At 42.6% G+C, this 17,285-nt stretch carries 16 protein-coding genes; 1 reads left to right on the forward strand and 15 read right to left on the reverse strand.

Annotation, left to right across the window (positions count from 1 at the left end; all coding sequences use genetic code 11):
• The gene (gene lepB, locus DEO27_RS29335) at positions 1 to 1,479 is read left to right on the forward strand and encodes a signal peptidase I (RefSeq protein WP_112574744.1); all 1,479 of its coding nucleotides are present in this window, start codon (positions 1 to 3) and stop codon (positions 1,477 to 1,479) included.
• A 181-nt stretch (positions 1,480 to 1,660) separates the two neighbouring features.
• Here lepB and DEO27_RS29340 read toward each other — a convergent pair whose 3' ends face one another.
• The 15 genes from DEO27_RS29340 to asnS all read right to left on the reverse strand — a co-directional run bounded on the left by DEO27_RS29340 (position 1,661) and on the right by asnS (position 17,183).
• Positions 1,661 to 2,743 carry an Ldh family oxidoreductase gene (locus DEO27_RS29340; protein WP_112574743.1) on the reverse strand — a complete coding sequence of 361 codons (1,083 nt, stop codon included), beginning with the start codon at positions 2,741 to 2,743 and terminating at the stop codon, positions 1,661 to 1,663.
• Between the two features lie 470 nt (positions 2,744 to 3,213).
• On the reverse strand, positions 3,214 to 3,519 hold the full coding sequence (gene rpsJ, locus DEO27_RS29345) for a 30S ribosomal protein S10 (RefSeq protein WP_022830652.1): 306 nt from the start codon (positions 3,517 to 3,519) through the stop codon (positions 3,214 to 3,216).
• A 116-nt stretch (positions 3,520 to 3,635) separates the two neighbouring features.
• The gene (fusA, locus tag DEO27_RS29350) at positions 3,636 to 5,747 is read right to left on the reverse strand and encodes an elongation factor G (protein WP_091212900.1); all 2,112 of its coding nucleotides are present in this window, start codon (positions 5,745 to 5,747) and stop codon (positions 3,636 to 3,638) included.
• 110 nt (positions 5,748 to 5,857) lie between these two features.
• Positions 5,858 to 6,325 carry a 30S ribosomal protein S7 gene (rpsG, locus tag DEO27_RS29355; RefSeq protein ID WP_110585619.1) on the reverse strand — a complete coding sequence of 156 codons (468 nt, stop codon included), beginning with the start codon at positions 6,323 to 6,325 and terminating at the stop codon, positions 5,858 to 5,860.
• Between the two features lie 19 nt (positions 6,326 to 6,344).
• Positions 6,345 to 6,758, reverse strand: coding sequence for a 30S ribosomal protein S12 (rpsL, locus tag DEO27_RS29360; RefSeq protein ID WP_073405808.1), 414 nt, complete (start codon positions 6,756 to 6,758; stop codon positions 6,345 to 6,347).
• Positions 6,759 to 7,125: 367 nt separating this feature from the next.
• Positions 7,126 to 7,806 (reverse strand): hypothetical protein, encoded by a 681-nt coding sequence (locus DEO27_RS29365; protein WP_112574742.1) that lies wholly within the window; start codon positions 7,804 to 7,806, stop codon positions 7,126 to 7,128.
• A 251-nt stretch (positions 7,807 to 8,057) separates the two neighbouring features.
• The gene (locus tag DEO27_RS29370; RefSeq protein WP_112574741.1) at positions 8,058 to 8,240 is read right to left on the reverse strand and encodes a hypothetical protein; all 183 of its coding nucleotides are present in this window, start codon (positions 8,238 to 8,240) and stop codon (positions 8,058 to 8,060) included.
• Between the two features lie 131 nt (positions 8,241 to 8,371).
• Positions 8,372 to 9,130: a hypothetical protein gene (locus tag DEO27_RS29375; RefSeq protein ID WP_112574740.1), complete on the reverse strand. Its 759-nt coding sequence runs from the start codon at positions 9,128 to 9,130 to the stop codon at positions 8,372 to 8,374.
• 105 nt (positions 9,131 to 9,235) lie between these two features.
• Positions 9,236 to 9,460, reverse strand: a complete 225-nt coding sequence (locus DEO27_RS29380) for a cysteine-rich CWC family protein (protein WP_223818079.1) — start codon at positions 9,458 to 9,460, stop codon at positions 9,236 to 9,238.
• A gap of 193 nt (positions 9,461 to 9,653) precedes the next feature.
• Positions 9,654 to 12,026 carry a ribonucleoside-diphosphate reductase subunit alpha gene (locus tag DEO27_RS29385; RefSeq protein WP_112574739.1) on the reverse strand — a complete coding sequence of 791 codons (2,373 nt, stop codon included), beginning with the start codon at positions 12,024 to 12,026 and terminating at the stop codon, positions 9,654 to 9,656.
• Positions 12,027 to 12,186: 160 nt separating this feature from the next.
• On the reverse strand, positions 12,187 to 13,161 hold the full coding sequence (locus DEO27_RS29390; protein WP_091212919.1) for a ribonucleoside-diphosphate reductase small subunit: 975 nt from the start codon (positions 13,159 to 13,161) through the stop codon (positions 12,187 to 12,189).
• Between the two features lie 560 nt (positions 13,162 to 13,721).
• Positions 13,722 to 14,093, reverse strand: a complete 372-nt coding sequence (locus DEO27_RS29395) for a methionine-R-sulfoxide reductase (protein ID WP_112574738.1) — start codon at positions 14,091 to 14,093, stop codon at positions 13,722 to 13,724.
• Positions 14,094 to 14,338: 245 nt separating this feature from the next.
• Complete coding sequence (locus DEO27_RS29400; RefSeq protein ID WP_112574737.1) at positions 14,339 to 14,881, reverse strand: RBBP9/YdeN family alpha/beta hydrolase; 543 nt, start codon at positions 14,879 to 14,881, stop codon at positions 14,339 to 14,341.
• 293 nt (positions 14,882 to 15,174) lie between these two features.
• Positions 15,175 to 15,645, reverse strand: coding sequence for an SRPBCC family protein (locus DEO27_RS29405; protein WP_112574736.1), 471 nt, complete (start codon positions 15,643 to 15,645; stop codon positions 15,175 to 15,177).
• A gap of 101 nt (positions 15,646 to 15,746) precedes the next feature.
• Positions 15,747 to 17,183: an asparagine--tRNA ligase gene (asnS, locus tag DEO27_RS29410; protein ID WP_112574735.1), complete on the reverse strand. Its 1,437-nt coding sequence runs from the start codon at positions 17,181 to 17,183 to the stop codon at positions 15,747 to 15,749.
• Positions 17,184 to 17,285: the final 102 nt, after the last annotated feature.

Below are 17,285 nucleotides of genomic sequence, written 5' to 3' on the forward strand. Positions count from 1 at the left end.
GTGAACGGAATTGGATTAGTAATTGCATTTGTTCTTTTTATAGTATTGCCATTTGCAGGTTTGTGGAAACTGTTTGAAAAGGCAGGAAGACCAGGTTGGGAGGGCATTGTACCACTCTATAACTTTTTTATCATCATTAAGCTCACCGGAAGGCCTGCATGGTGGTTTATCATGCTGCTGATACCTGGTTTAAACTTTTTAATAGCTTTAGGCCTGATTGTTGATTTTTTGAAATCGTACGGTAAGTTCACCTTTGCCGAACATGCTCAGGGCGTTGTTTTACCTTTTATTTATTTTCCTAAATGGGGTAACGATAAAGACACTAAATATTTAGGTCAATCGGCCAGTCCGGAGTTTAGGACAAAATACAAGATTGCCTTAAAGAAAACCCAGGCACGTGAGTGGGCTGATGCTATCATTTTTGCTGTAATTGCCGCTACCTTGATCCGTACCTTATTTATTGAGGCTTATGTGATTCCCAGCGCCTCGATGGAAAGCTCATTGCTTATTGGCGATTATCTGTTTGTAAGCAAAGTGAATTACGGCGCACGTTTACCCATGACGCCTGTCGCGTTCCCTTTTGCACACCATACCATGCCGCTGATTAATACTAAAGCTTATTGGGATGGCATCGAGTTGCCATACTACCGTTTGCCGGGTTTAGCCGATATCAAGAAAGGTGATGTGGTGGTATTTAACTATCCTATGGATGCTGATTCGCCTTATTTCAGACCGGTTGATAAGCGCGAGAACTATATCAAGCGCTGTCAGGGTACACCAGGTGATACATTGAGTGTTGTTAATGCCCAAGTATTCATCAATAGCAAGGCCGCTATTACGCCTCCTAAAGGTGAGATTACTTATGACGTTAAAACAGATGGAAATGAGCTTAACCCGCAGATTGCAACAGATCTGCATTTGTCTGATATCTCATCTATCAATAACAACGAGTTTATAACCAATACCACTGAGGAGTCGGCAAAAGCATTAAGAGGATATTCTAACATAAAATCGGTTACGCCAAGGTTAACACCAAGGGGCGCGTCTGATCCAATGAACCCGGTTTATCCAACCATATTTTCTAATTACAAATTAGGGGCAAATACCCCTGATTATAAATGGAACGTAGATAATTACGGACCTATCATTGTACCTAAAGCAGGCTGGACAGTAAAACTGGATAGCTTAACATTCCCAATCTACGGTCGCGCTATAGCTGTTTATGAAGGCAACAAAGTTGAGGTAAACGGTAATGATGTATTGATCAATGGTAAAAAAGCAGATAGCTATACTTTTAAAATGAACTACTATTTTATGATGGGTGATAACCGTCATAACTCCGAAGATTCACGTTTCTGGGGTTTTGTTCCTGAAGATCATATTGTAGGCAAGGCATTGTTTATCTGGATGAGTGTTGACGATAATGCTTCGTTTATCCACAAGATCCGCTGGAGCAGGTTGTTTAATCTGATCCATTAGCCCCCTAACCCCCTAAAGGGGGAACTAAAATAAAGAAGCCGGTTTGTTTTACAAGCCGGCTTCTTTATTTATAAGAAACTGCCGCGGGCTTTCAGCCCGTGGTTTAGCATGGTTTCAGCTTTCAGCTGAACTATTGCGTAAGCTGGAAGCTTACATTATAGTTCCCACGGGTTACACTGCGCTAAACCCGCGGTAGTTTGTTTATTCCAAACCTTTCCGCCAGTTGATTTAGATCTTCAACAACCGAATCAACTAATGGTATGCCATTAGCCATTCTGTCTGCTTCGGCTTCCAGCTCGGGTTCGCCGGGGATGATTACTTTTTGATCGGCGTCGACTGTCGCTGATGATTTAAAGCGTTCTATCCAGTTATCTAAATGATTTTTAAACTCATCTATCGGCCGGAAGCCATCCACACGCATAGCGCCTAAAAAGTGTCCTATACCTGCGCCAACCGGATCATTAGGCGGATCAAGAAATGCCACAAACGGCGGCACCCATGGCCCATAATTTGCTCCCGACAGCACTGCCGATAAAATATCAACAGTAGCGCTTAGTCCAAATCCTTTATGGCTGCCATGATCACGGTCGCTACCCAGGGGAAGGAGCGAGCCGCCGGTTTTCAACGCGTGAGGATCAGTAGTGTAATTGCCTTCTTTATCCTGTATCCACCCTTCAGGGACTTGTTTTCCCAAGCGTTGGGCTATTTCCAGCTTACCGTTAGCCGCAGCCGAGGTTGCCAAATCAACTATCACCGGTGGGTATTTACCTGCCGGAAAGGCATAACACATGGGATTGGTACCCAGAAGTCGTTCGCTTGAAAAAGTAGGCGCCACCAACGGACTTGCATTAGTCATGGCAAAGCCTATCATAGCTTTCTCCACGGCCATGAGTCCATGATAACCGGCAATGCCAAAATGGTTGGAATTGCGTACCGATACCCAGCCCGAACCATATAATTCGGCCTTTTTAATGGCTACTTCCATCGCGTAAGGTGCAACCACTAACCCGAGGCCTGCATCGCCATCAATGGTAGCTGTTGTAGGCGTTTCGTGAACTATCTGGATGTTGGGAGTAGGATTAATGCGTTTCTTCTCCCACAGGCGTACATAGCCGCTTAAACGGGCCACGCCATGCGAGTCGATACCCCGCAGATCAGATTTGAGCAGTACATCGGCAGCTAATACAGCGTGTTCATGACTGCAGCCTATGGCTTTAAATATATCTTCGGTGAATGAGCGTAGGGTAGATGGTGATATCAGCATAGAGGCAAAGATAACCGTTGATTATGAACCTTGATGCACTTGATTTTAGGATTTCTTGAGTTTAGTCTACCTCTATACAGGAAAATCCTATAATCCTGTAAATCCTATAAATCATGGTTCAGACAAATTCCGCGTTAGGGATGGGAGCGGATACCGGCCTGTGGTTAAGGCCTGTGTAGTATGAGCATACAGCCCGGGCCGGAGGCAACGCCCATAGCAGCGTGTTTAATAAATTGTTAAAACATACGTCATTGCGAGGCACGAAGCAATAGCGAACTATACAGGGGAGATTTGCATGGTTGCCCGGTAAAGTTGGGGATTGCTTCGTGCCTCGCAATGACGGCGGGTGATGAGTGCTTCATTTCCTTACAGCTAATCCAATTTATATACCCAACCAAAAAAGACCATCCGCTTATGCAAATGGTCTTTTTTATTTTTTGTCCCACACCTTTCAGTGGGCCGGTCGTCTATCAAACTTTGATCTCAACCTCAACACCGCTTGGCAATTCAAGCTTCATCAGGGCATCTACAGTTTTTGAGTTAGAGCTGTAAATGTCTAATAAGCGCTTGTATGAGCAAAGTTGGAATTGCTCACGTGCTTTTTTGTTTACGTGTGGTGAACGTAATACGGTGAAGATTTTCTTTTCGGTTGGTAACGGAAGTGGTCCGCTAACTACAGCGCCAGTTGGCTTTACTGTTTTTACGATTTTCTCGGCAGATTTGTCTACCAGGTTGTAATCGTAAGATTTCAATTTGATCCTGATTCTTTGGCTCATTGTTAATTTGAATTTTAACTACCCTAAGAGCTATTTATTAGGGATAGTTGATTTTTATTATTTATTGAATTACTGAATCAGCTATTGTAGCTAATCCAGTAATTCAAAATTGATTGTTAGTCGATAGCAACTTGTTTGCGGCCTTTTGATTTGGCAACAACTTCGTCCTGTACGTTACGAGGTGCTTCAGCGTAATGGTCAAACTCCATAGTTGAAGTTGCACGGCCTGAAGTGATAGTACGTAATTGAGTTACGTAACCAAACATTTCAGAAAGTGGTACCATTGCTTTGATTACCTGTGCACCGTTACGGGTGTCCATACCTTGCAGTTGGCCACGACGACGGTTCATGTCACCGATAACATCACCCATGTTTTCTTCAGGGGTTAAGATCTCGATTTTCATGATTGGCTCAAGCAATACCGGTTTACATTTTGGCAATGCTTCACGGTAAGCAGAACGACCGGCGATCTCGAATGATAACGCGTCCGAATCGACAGCGTGGAATGAACCATCAATCAAACGAACTTTTAAGCTTGTAAGTGGGTAACCTGCAAGTACACCATTGTCCATAGCGGCTTTGAAGCCTTTCTCAACAGATGGGATAAACTCACGTGGGATTGAACCACCAACAATTTCGTTAACAAACTGCAAGCCTTCTTTGTTGTCGTCGGCTGGAGAGATAACAACCTGGATATCCGCGAATTTACCACGACCACCAGTTTGTTTCTTGTAAGTTTCACGGTGTTGAATAGTACCTGTGATAGCCTCTTTGTAAGCTACCTGAGGAGCACCCTGGTTAACTTCCACTTTAAACTCGCGTTTTAAACGGTCCATCAAAATATCAAGGTGTAACTCACCCATACCAGAGATAACTGTTTGACCAGTATCTTGATCTGTTTGTACGCGGAAAGTTGGATCCTCTTCGGCCAGTTTACCTAAAGCGATACCTAATTTATCAACGTCGGCCTGAGTTTTAGGCTCAATTGCCAAACCGATAACCGGCTCAGGGAATACCATCGACTCAAGAACCAACTGATGTTTCTCGTCGCAAAGGGTATCACCTGTTTTGATATCTTTAAAGCCTACTACCGCAGCAATATCACCTGCACCCACGTTAGGGATAGGGTTTTGCTTGTTAGCATGCATCTGGAAGATACGACTGATACGCTCTTTGCTTTCTGAACGCATGTTGTACACGTATGAACCAGCATCAAGGTTACCAGAGTAAACACGGATGAAGCATAAACGGCCTACAAACGGGTCGGTAGCAATTTTAAATGCTAATGCTGCAAATGGTTCTTTAACGTCTGGTTTAACCAAAATTTCGGCACCGGTGTCAGGGTTAGTACCAACAACACCTTTTGAATCAAGAGGTGAAGGCATTAACTCCATCACATAGTCAAGCATGGTTTGTACACCTTTGTTTTTGAAAGATGAACCGCAAGTCATCGGAACGATTTTGCCGGCCAAAGTAGCCTGACGTAAAGCGTCTAATACTTCGCGCTCAGTGATGGTTGTAGGATCTTCAAAGAATTTCTCCATTAAAGAGTCATCAAACTCAGCAACTGCTTCCAATAATTTCTCTCTCCACTCAGTAGCTTCGTCAAGCATATCGGCAGGAATTGGCACTTCGGTAAAGGTCATACCTTTATCATGCTCATTCCAAACAATACCACGGAAGTTGATCAAATCAACCACACCTTTAAACTGGTCTTCAGCACCGATAGGTAACTGCAATGGGATAGCAACGCTGCCTAACATTTCTTTAACTTGTTTTACCACGTTTAAGAAATCGGCACCAGAGCGGTCCATTTTGTTAACGAAACCAATACGCGGTACGTTGTAGTTGTTAGCCAAACGCCAGTTAGTTTCTGACTGAGGCTCAACGCCGTCAACCGCGCTGAATAAGAACACCAAACCATCAAGTACACGTAATGAACGGTTTACCTCTACGGTAAAGTCCACGTGACCCGGGGTATCAATGATGTTCATGTGATAGTTATGGTTACGGTATTTCCAGTTTACGGTTGTTGCAGCCGAAGTGATGGTGATACCACGCTCCTGCTCCTGGGCCATCCAGTCCATAGTAGCGGCACCTTCGTGTACCTCACCAATTTTGTGGCTTACACCAGCATAGTAAAGGATACGCTCGGTAGTGGTAGTTTTACCAGCATCAATGTGAGCGGCAATACCAATGTTTCTTGTATATTTTAGATCTCTTGACATTTTATTTGTTTTGTGATTTCACTTGACCCTTTAATGATTACACCGATTAAAAAGTGTAAACGTAAATAATCGGTGTAATCTTATTATTAAATCGGTGTAATCTAAATCTTTTAGAACCTGAAGTGTGAGAACGCTTTGTTAGCCTCAGCCATTTTGTGCGTATCTTCTTTCTTCTTAACAGCGGCGCCTTCGCCTTTAGCTGCTGAGATGATTTCGCCGGCTAATTTCTCCATCATGGTTTTTTCACCACGACGACGAGCATAGCTGATCAGCCATTTCATACCCAAAGCTACTTTACGCTCAGGACGAACCTCTGTAGGTACCTGGAAGTTAGCACCACCTACACGGCGGCTTTTTACTTCAACAGCAGGCATTACGTTGTTCAAAGCTTTTTTCCAGGTTTCTAAACCGTTTTCGCTTGTTTTTTTCTCAACAATTTCAACGGCGTTGTAGAATATAGCGTATGCGGTAGATTTTTTACCATCATACATCATATTGTTTACAAACCTTGTTACCAAAGTATCATTGAACTTTGGATCAGGAAGGATAATTCTCTTTTTTGGTTTTGACTTTCTCATTGCTTTCTATCCTCCTTAATTATTTCTTTTTACCTTTTGTTGGCGCTGCTGCTACCTGACCTGGTTTAGGACGTTTGGTACCATATTTTGAACGACGTTGGTTACGGCCAGCTACACCTGATGTGTCCAGTGCACCACGGATGATGTGGTAACGTACACCTGGTAAGTCTTTAACACGACCACCGCGGATCAAAACGATAGAGTGCTCCTGTAAGTTGTGACCTTCACCTGGGATGTAAGCGTTTACTTCTTTACCGTTGGTTAAGCGCACACGGGCAACTTTACGCATTGCTGAGTTTGGTTTTTTAGGGGTAGTGGTATACACACGGGTGCATACGCCTCTTCGCTGTGGACAGCTGTCCAACGCTGGTGACTTACTCTTGTCAACCAGAGCTACTCTACCTTTTCTAACTAATTGCTGAATAGTAGGCATTTCTTGCTTTTTTGTCTAATTATTTTATCCCGCATTTCGGGACTGCAAAAGTACGAACATTATTTTTGATTTTCAAGTAGTTGTGTGAAAGTTTTTTTGAGGGGATGTCTGAATCAGAATTTACAGAATTTGAGAATAAACAGAATGAAAGTTAAAAAGGTCAACGGGTAAATTTTGATTTAGGCGAGAGAAAATCCTGAGAATATAATAATCCTAAAAATCATGGTTCAGAAAAGTAGTCAACGGAATCAAAGTAATCATCTTTAATCAATGGTACGACCAAAAAAGGGCCGGTTACCGATGTAACCAGGTTTAGGTAACAGCGGGCCGGCCCATAATACTTTATATATTGATTTAATCAGGAAGCTTATTCTTTTACCTTATTCCAGGTATCGCGGTTAAAAGCCAGTACCTTGATGGGAGCGCCAACGGCATCTTTGGTGAATTTTAATGAAAAGCAAAGAGGTTGATTTAAGAACAACACATCCGATAGTGGTTTAAAATTGATCTCTTTGTCATCCCACGATTGCTTAAGTATCAAGCCATCTGCTGTCGCGCTGATTTGAATAGAAAGGTCAGTCCTTACATCTGATTGGTATTTGCCTGCCAAAACTTTTATTTGTTCAGGTTTTAGTTGTGCCTCCTTAGGTGGGGTATAGCTTTTTAATTTTGTCCATGTTTGCTTGCCCGCCAGAATAACCTGGTTTATCTCGCCGGTTTCACTCTTTTTAAATGCAACCGGGATTTTTTCGTCCCCATCATCGTCTAAAAATTCAAACTCAAGGTCGGATTTGCGGGTCAGCGTTATTTTTTGATCTCCGCCAAGCTGTTGGGCAATCAATTTATCGCCATCAGCTACTAATTTATATACCCTGTACTCATTATCCGTTTGCTGGTAAATTCCCTCAAAGGCTTTGAGCTGGGTATCCGCAATAATTGCTATTGGATGCTTTTGAGTTTTGGCGATAGTGGTGATGGCGCTTGCTGCAAGTAGTAAAGTAAATGTAAACCTGCACACACGGTTCACGGTAGTTTTAATGCTGGTCATTTTTAATAGGTTTATGATGTATGATTCAAACTTACAAAAAATGATTTTGAAAATCCAAAATATTCAGAATTAAATTTTGTTAAATTTTATTTTTGTCGGTTTTTATTTTGATGGTTGGCAATATTTTGATAAAAGCCGCAATAAAATTCGGTATTGATTAAAGCCGGTGCGCATAAAAAGAGCGCCGGTAAAACCCGACGCCCTCTTTCATCACTCACTAAACTACTTATAGAAAACTTAAATTAAAAATCTTAATAACCGCGATCGTGATAATGGCCATGATCGCTACCATTCTGGTAGCCATTATTATAACCGTTGTTATATCCATTACGGTACCTATGGTGGTGACCATAATCTTCACGTACTACACAACCTGAGGTTACAGATACTACTGCTGATATTAATAGTGCCAAAGCGACAAATTTCCTTTTCATGGCGTAAATTCTTTAATCCATCATCTTTATTGAAGATGTATACATATATGACTATCGGAAATGGAAAAGGATTAATCGGCAATTGTTTATTGCCGGATAATGGTAGTTATCGGTTTGTAGAAATGACAAGTTTACCTTGTTAAGGTAGTTGGAGAAATAATGATACCAGATGAATTATCCCAATGGAAAATGAGTTGGGTTGAGGTTACTTCTATTGTCCCATTGTAGTTTATGCCGGCAAAGAAAATGTGAAGCGGATAAATGCCCGGTGTTAGTGGTGTTAAATAAGAACTGAAATCGGTAGTAGTTGCAACGGTATGACTGCCTACGCCGCACTCGGGAATGAAAAAAAATATACCATTAAACTGTATAAAATAAGCTTGTGGATTAGTGTTAAAATAGATGCCGAAATCCAGGTTTGCATTGGTGCAGTAACTATTTTTAGTGGTGGCCGTAAAGCCTACATAACTTGAATCGGATTTAGCGCTTTTAACAATCCGTGGTGTCATGTTTATCTGCTCGCCTGCAGTGAAATTTGTGTTGTAAACCGGTGCATAAACCGAATCTATTACGGTTACGGTAAGCGGGCCGGACGTGATATCGCTATTGGCTGCTTTAAGGGTATACTGCCCTGCTTTGCTAAATTTAACAACAGCGCCAATGGTATGGGTTTGTAATTCGTCATAACCGGTGGGGGTTATGGTCCAGGTTACTGCTTTGGTAGTGTCGGCACCAACCAGAAACATGGAGTCGGGCTCGTTGATTTTTAACTTTAACTTACTAATTGAAATTTGCCCAGTTGGAGCATTTGGCAGGCCATTTTTTTGGCAGGCCGCTACTACGCATAAAGCAAAAAATAACAATGCCGGGGCTCTTTTCAGTTTGTTCATTTCTCTTACGGAAATTGCAACACTAATCTAACTAAAATAGCTGTAATTCAATCTGTATAACTCGGATTTAAAAGCTATTACATTTAATTAATGTAGTGGTTAAAACTAAATGAGACCTATGCTTTCCCTATACTCCTGCTGAATAATGAGCAAACAGTTGGCGCACAAGCATCCATCATATAATTCACTTACATACTGAACCTCATTTAATGTAAGTTGAACCGTACTGCACTGGCACTTGGTGAATGAATTGGCTTTACATTCAAAAGGTGTTTCACAACGTTCGCAACGGATGATTTCGTGTTTGGGCATTTCTTTGTTTGAGTTCATGGCCTATGGTTCATAGATCATGAGTAGGACAAAAATAGATAATGGTACCGGCAATTATAAAATGTAAGTGTCATAAATAAAGTGCACCTATAACTATGATCCATGAACTAAACGAAAAAAACCCATAAACCGTAGTCTATGGGCTTCAAAATTATCTTACGGACTTTCCGACCTCGGACTTCCGACTAAAAACTTACGCAGAGCAAGTCACGCAACCTTCTTCCATTGAGCAGGTTGGGCCTGCAGGAATTTCGTCAGCAACGGCGTCAACAACGGCTGGAATAACCGGATCCATGTTTTTACCACCCTGGTTTTCAACTGTAAATTTAACCGCTTGCGAAGCTGCTTGTGTACGCAGGTAGTACATACCTGTTTTCAAGCCTTTTTTCCAAGCATAGAAGTGCATTGAAGTTAGCTTAGAAGCGTTTGGCGAGTTGATGAACAGGTTCAATGATTGCGACTGGCAAATGTATGCGCCCCTGTCGGCAGCCATATCAATAATGCTGCGCATTTTGATTTCCCAAACAGTTTTGTATAATGCTTTGATATCAGCAGGGATCTCAGGAATCTCCTGGATTGAACCATTTGCACTGATGATCTTATCTTTCATGCTGGTGCTCCACAAGCCAAGGTTAACCAGGTCACGTAATAAGTATTTGTTTACTACAATGAACTCACCGCTTAATACACGACGGGTGTAGATGTTTGAGGTATATGGTTCAAAACATTCGTTGTTGCCTAATATCTGTGATGTAGATGCAGTTGGCATAGGTGCAACTAACAATGAGTTACGTACGCCATGGTTCATTACATCTAAACGCAGGTTTTCCCAATCCCAACGACCGCTTTCCGGTTTTACACCCCAAAGGTCAAACTGGAATTTACCTTGTGACAGTGGTGAGCCTTTGAATGTTTCGTAAGCGCCATCTTTTATAGCCATATCTTTTGAAGCTGTCATTGCTGCAAAGTAGATGGTTTCAAAAATCTCAATGTTCAGTTTTTTAGCTTCGTCGCTTTCAAACGGCATACGTAGCTGGATGAAAGTATCGGCCAAACCTTGTACACCTAAGCCGATAGGACGGTGACGTAAGTTTGAATACTCGGCTTCTTTAACAGGGTAGTAGTTACCATCAATGATCCTGTTAAGGTTTACGGTAGCCTGGTAAGTTACTTCGTATAGTTTATCATGGTCAAAAGCACCGTTGTTGATGTAACGTGGCAACGCTAATGAAGCAAGGTTACAAACAGCTACCTCGTTTGCATCGGTATACTCAATAATCTCGGTACAAAGATTTGAGCTTTTAATGGTACCCAGGTTTTGCTGGTTTGATTTACCGTTGGCAGCATCTTTATATAATAAATAAGGAGTACCGGTTTCAACCTGAGCGTCAAGTACTGCAAACCATAGCTCCTGTGCTTTTACAGTGCGGCGCTGACGGCCTTCTTTTTCGTATTTGGTGTAAAGCTCTTCAAATTCTTTACCCCAGCAATCGGCTAAGCCTGGTGCTTCGTGCGGGCAAAATAAGCTCCAATCTTCATTGGCTTCAACGCGTTGCATGAACAGGTCAGATACCCAAAGGGCATAGAACAAGTCGCGGGCACGCATTTCTTCTTTACCGTGGTTTTTACGCAGGTCAAGGAATTCGAAGATATCGGCATGCCATGGCTCTAAGTAAACAGCGAAAGCGCCTTTACGTTTACCACCACCCTGATCTACATAACGTGCAGTATCATTAAATACACGCAGCATTGGGATAATACCATTGCTGGTACCGTTAGTGCCGCTGATGTATGAACCCGTAGCCCTTACATTATGGATGCTTAAACCGATGCCACCCGCGCTTTGCGAAATTTTAGCGGTTTGTTTCAAAGTATCATAAATACCTTCAATGCTGTCATCTTTCATGGTTAACAGGAAGCATGACGACATTTGTGGTTTTGGTGTACCTGCATTAAACAGGGTTGGTGTAGCATGCGTAAACCAACGCTCGCTCATTAAATGGTATGTTTTAATGGCGCTTTCAATATCGTGTTTGTGGATACCTACCGATACACGCATAAACAAATGTTGAGGACGCTCGGCAATTTTACCGTCTATTTTTAACAGGTATGATTTTTCAAGGGTTTTAAAGCCGAAGTAATCAAAACCAAAGTCGCGGTCATAAATGATGGTGCTGTCAAGTAACTCAGCATTTTCCTGGATCACTTCCCAAACATCATCAGCAATAAGTGAGGCATCTTTACCGGTTTTCTTGTCAACATATTCATGCAGGAGGCGCATGGTTTCAGAAAACGATTTGATGGTGTTTTTATGCAGGTTTGATACCGCTATACGCGACGCCAGCAAAGCATAATCAGGGTGCTTGGTGGTTAATGAAGCGGCGGTTTCGGCAGCCAGGTTATCCAGCTCGGAGGTGGTTACGCCATCAAATAAACCTTCAATTACCTTTTTAGCTACATCAATAGGGTCAACTAACTGAAACCCGTAGCACAGTTTTTCAATACGTGCTGTGATCTTGTCAAATTTTACGGACTCTCTTCTACCGTCTCTTTTTATTACGAACATTTTCCCCCTCCTTTTGCCCCGTTAAAAGCGAAGCTTTTTTAGTTAATATTATTGTGATTTGATTATTTTCTTGAACCTGAACCTTGATTTTCCTGATTTGAGGATTGCCTGATATTGGAGTAAAGCCTAACCTCTAATCTCCAACCTCTGATCTCCAAACCTAAAAATCATCATCGAGCGAAAAGCTCTTGCTTTCGGCCGATGCGTTCAGTACACCACTTTTTTGATAGTCGCCTACGCGTTTTTCAAAGAAGTTGGTTTTGCCCTGCAACGAGATCATTTCCATGAAATCGAACGGGTTGGTCGCGTTATAATATTTATCGTAACCCAGTTCGCTCAGCCATCTGTCGGCCACAAATTCTATGTATTGGCTCATTAGTTTGGCGTTCATGCCTATCAGGTTAACCGGCAACGCGTCGGTTACAAATTCTTTTTCTATCTCAACCGCATCGGTAATGATCTTGGTAACCTGCTCTTGCGGAAGTTTGTTTTCAAGCATGCTGTATAATAAACAGGCAAATTCGCAGTGTGAGCCCTCATCGCGCGAGATCAGCTCATTGCTGAAAGTGAGGCCTGGCATTAAGCCACGTTTTTTAAGCCAGAATATAGAGCAGAAACTACCTGAAAAGAAAATCCCTTCTACAGCTGCAAATGCAACTAAACGCTCGGCAAAGTTGCCATTGTTGATCCATTTTAATGCCCACTCGGCTTTTTTGCCTACGCATGGTACCGTTTCTATGGCGTGGAAAAGGCGGTCTTTTTCGGCCGGATCTTTAACGTAGGTGTCTATCAGCAGGGCGTAAGTTTCAGAGTGAATGTTCTCCATCATGATCTGGAAACCGTAAAAGCAACGGGCCTCAGGCAATTGCACTTCACTCATGAAGTTTACCGCCAGGTTTTCGTTCACGATACCGTCACTTGCTGCAAAAAATGCAAGGATGTGTGAAATGAAATGTTTTTCGCCCGAATTAAGATTTTCCCAGTGTTTAAGGTCGTCCGAAAGATCGATCTCTTCGGCTGTCCAGAAGCTGGCTTCCGCTTTTTTGTACATCTCCCAGATTTTGGGATACTTGATGGGAAGGATAACAAACCGGTCCTTGTTTTCCCGTAGTAATAATTCGTTTTCCAAACTCATAAACGTTTACCTTTTTTATATTTTCCTTCAGTTGAGGTATTCAGACACGAAAGCGGGCCTTACTTTTTGATAAAGCCTTACATTGTTGATGCCATCGGATTGCTCCTTAGCAATTATGTTGTGTAACTTTCTGACAGCCAATTGTTTAATTAGGGATTGACGAGTGCGTCTGGCTGCCGGCTGAATGCCTTTTTTATTACTTGTTGAGCAAAGTTAATGTTTGAGTTGTGTACTTGTGAATGATAGTTTTTCACAAATAGCCGAGTTATCAACACTTATGTGTATGGGAGTTATTAACACTAAAAATTAATGAACTTGAAAAGAGGGGGTTAAAATCACAGCTATAAATTAATGCCTTCGAAACTTGCAGATTACGATAATTTAACATTGTAAATTACTTGACGTTTTACCGACAATTATTGCCAATTGTGAAATGCTTTTGCTGTGTGAAAGTATCAAAATTAAAATTGTAAAATAAATTGCACATCCTGTGAAAATGTGGAAAACAAATACGCCCGTAAGTCATCAACTTACGGGCGTATTCCTCAAAGTTTTACGATTTATTTTACGTCCTCAAGCGGAACAAATTTCATCGATACCGAGTTCACGCAGTGGCGTGTGTTTTTCGGGGTCATGTACTCGCCTTCAAACACGTGGCCCAGGTGGGCTCCACAGTTCGCGCATAAGATTTCAACCCTCCGGCCATCCGCATCTACCTCACGGCGAACAGCTCCGGGAATTTCATCATCAAAGCTTGGCCAGCCGCAAAACGATTCAAATTTATCCTCCGAACGGTAAAGGGGCGCGTCGCAGCGTTTGCAAACGTATAAGCCCTGTGCCTTGTTGTTAAGCAACGAACCTGTAAACGGACGTTCGGTACCTTTGTATAATATTACCCTTTCTTCGTCGGGCGTTAATTGATTGTACTCCATATATTTTGATTACTCCGATTGGTTTTAATTTCACCGGTTGATGAGCTCAACCCGATGTTTTTATCTATATAAAGATACGACAATTTGGAGCGATATAATGTTTTACGAGTTGATGTTTACACTGGTTTGACGGGGATTTAAATGTGCAGATGTGCAAATTTCAGATGTGCGGATGAGGGAAGGTAATTATCGCTGCCGCTGGCTTTAAGATCATGGTTAATCATGGTTTCAGCCGACGTTATGGTTTAGTATCCTGTATCCAGTTTTTTCAATAAATCCAGCCCTTCATTCCAGTCGCCATAATTTGCTGATACATTGATATGGCCGGCGTCACCAATATTCACAACTTCGCTTCCCCAACTGTCTGCAAATAGGTGGGCCCGTTCCGGGGTTACGTAGAAATCGTTGTTACTAATCACTGTTATAGATTTGAATGGCAGTTTGCCTAAAGGCATCGGCGTAAAGCCACTTGTACCGGTTGGATAGCTATCTGCTTCGGTATCACTCGGTGCAACCAGGAATGCGCCCTTTATCCCGATATTGTATTGCCTGGCCCAATAAGCTATGGCGGCACAAGCCAGGCTGTGACCAACTAAAATTACGTTTGCCGGATCATAGCGTTTTACATAGTCGTTCAAAGTTTTTACCCAATCGCTGCAAACCGGGGTTTCCCAATCCTGTTGTTCAACACGGGTGAAATTGAACTGCTTTTCCCAAATGCTTTGCCAATGTTGAGGGCCAGAATTGCCCAATCCCGGATGTATAAGAATATCAGCGTTGAAAGTCATAGTTTCGGTGAGATGTTAAATAGCCTAATAATTGAATGCTCAATATATGGATTTTTAAACAGTTGCCCGTAGTAGGCTAAAGGAGTTAAGCTCTCCCTTTAGAGGATAATAGCCCATCAAAAGACAGTCAGAAGTTTTTAAGAGTGCGGGCTGTGCGATTCCCTCCCCTGGGAGGGTGTAGGGAGGGGTTTCATCGACAGGCTTATTCACTAAATGACGTATAAACCCCTCCCTACCTACTCGCGATCCTAACGCACCCCTCCCAGGGGAGGGAATTGTCAACTCGTGGGCTATTACCCTTTAGGGGGCTGAGAGGCTTCAGCAACTTGTTTGATCACTTCATTTCTTTTTAGCAACAACCTGGTCATGTAATTGGATAAAAACAGCCAGTTAGCTATATCTCCAACTATCCCGCCCGGCGATTCAAACGTAAAAATATCCCGCATCATGGTTTGGTTAAGGATGGGGTAAAAATAATGCTCATGCGTAAAACTTTTGAATACACCCTCAACCATGATATCCGTAAAATGATTGGGATATTCCATTTCGATAATTTTTGAGGTAAGCGTTTGCCATACACCGAAATGTTTTGCCCGCCAGGTAACGCTTTCGCCAAGTTCAATGAGGCCGCTTGTACGCCCGGCGATAGCTTGCTCGCCGGTGTGTTTGGTTGATTCTATATGTACATCGATATTACGGGCAATGTCAAATACTTTTTCAATGGGGGCATTAATATGGGTAGCAAGTAAGATTTGTGAAGGCATAAGCTATAACAAAAAAGGCTGTCGTTTAACGACAGCCTAAATATAGTGTTACGCTCGTGTAATAATCAGCGTAATCATCAAAATCAAAAAATAATCAACGGTTAAAATTCCGCGTTTTTAGGGAACCTTGGGAATGGGATCACATCACGGATGTTGCCCATGCCGGTAACAAACAGCACCAACCGCTCAAATCCTAAACCGAAGCCTGCATGCGGACAAGAACCGAAGCGGCGGGTGTCCAGGTACCACCAAAGTTCTTCGGTAGGGATGCCCATTTCGTTCATGCGTTGCTCCAGTTTGTCTAAACGCTCTTCACGCTGAGAACCACCAACAATTTCGCCGATACCCGGGAACAGGATGTCCATGGCGCGTACGGTTTTACCGTCATCGTTCTGGCGCATATAAAACGCTTTGATCTCCTTCGGGTAATCTGTCAGGATCACCGGTTTTTTGAAGTGTTTCTCAACCAGGTAACGCTCATGCTCGCTCTGCAAATCGGTACCCCAGCCTTCAATAGGGTAAACAAACTTTTTCTTTTTGTTTGGGGTTGATTCCTTCAGGATGTCGATAGCCTCGGTATAAGTAAGGCGCTCGAAATTGTGATTTAAGCAAAACTGCAGTTTTTCAAGCAGTGTCATTTCTGAGCGCTCGTTTTGCGGTTTGGTTTTTTCTTCCTCGGTTAAACGCTGGGTTAAAAACTCAATATCATCGGCATTTTTATCCAACGCGTATTTGATCACGTATTTCAGCATGTCCTCAGCAAGGTCCATGTTGTCAACCAGATCGTTAAACGCAACTTCTGGCTCAATCATCCAAAACTCGGCAAGGTGACGGGTTGTGTTTGAATTTTCGGCACGGAAAGTTGGGCCGAAGGTATAAATATCGCTCAGGGCCATAGCGCCAAGCTCACCTTCCAGCTGACCGGACACGGTTAAGTTAGTGGCGCGACCAAAAAAATCCTGTTTGAAATCGATCTCCCCGGTTTCGGTTTTCGGGATGTTATCCAGGTCAAAGTTGGTAACGTGGAATGTTTCACCGGCACCTTCCGCGTCTGAAGCGGTTATTACAGGTGTATGCAGGTAAACAAACCCGCGCTCCTGGAAAAACTGGTGCACCGCGAATGCCAGACTGTTACGCACCCTGAAAATGGCGCCAAAAGTGCTGGTGCGGAAACGCAGGTGAGCATGTTCGCGCAAAAACTCCAGGCTATGTTTTTTGGGTTGGATAGGATATTTTTCAGGATCGCTATCGCCTAAAATTTCAATGTCGCTTGCTACAACCTCAACAGTTTGGCCTTTACCTAAAGAGGCAATCAGTTTACCCTGAACGCTTAACGCGGCACCAACGGTAATGCGTTTAAGCAAAGCCGGGTCGGTGTTTTCAAAATCGACAACTATCTGGATATTATTATTAGTTGAGCCATCATTCAAAGCAATAAAACGATTTGAACGGAATGCACGCACCCATCCTTTAACTGTTACATCAATTTCGGTTTGCTGGCTTTGCAGCAATGCTTTGATCTTAGTTCGCTGACTCATAAATTGTAATTCTGTATAAAACTGTATAATTTTTAGAGTCGCAAAAATACAATTAATTATTAAAGCTTACTTTGAAACATCAGCTAAAAAACACGGTGCCGG

It is taken from the genome of Mucilaginibacter rubeus (assembly GCF_003286415.2).
Classification (GTDB): domain Bacteria; phylum Bacteroidota; class Bacteroidia; order Sphingobacteriales; family Sphingobacteriaceae; genus Mucilaginibacter; species Mucilaginibacter rubeus_A.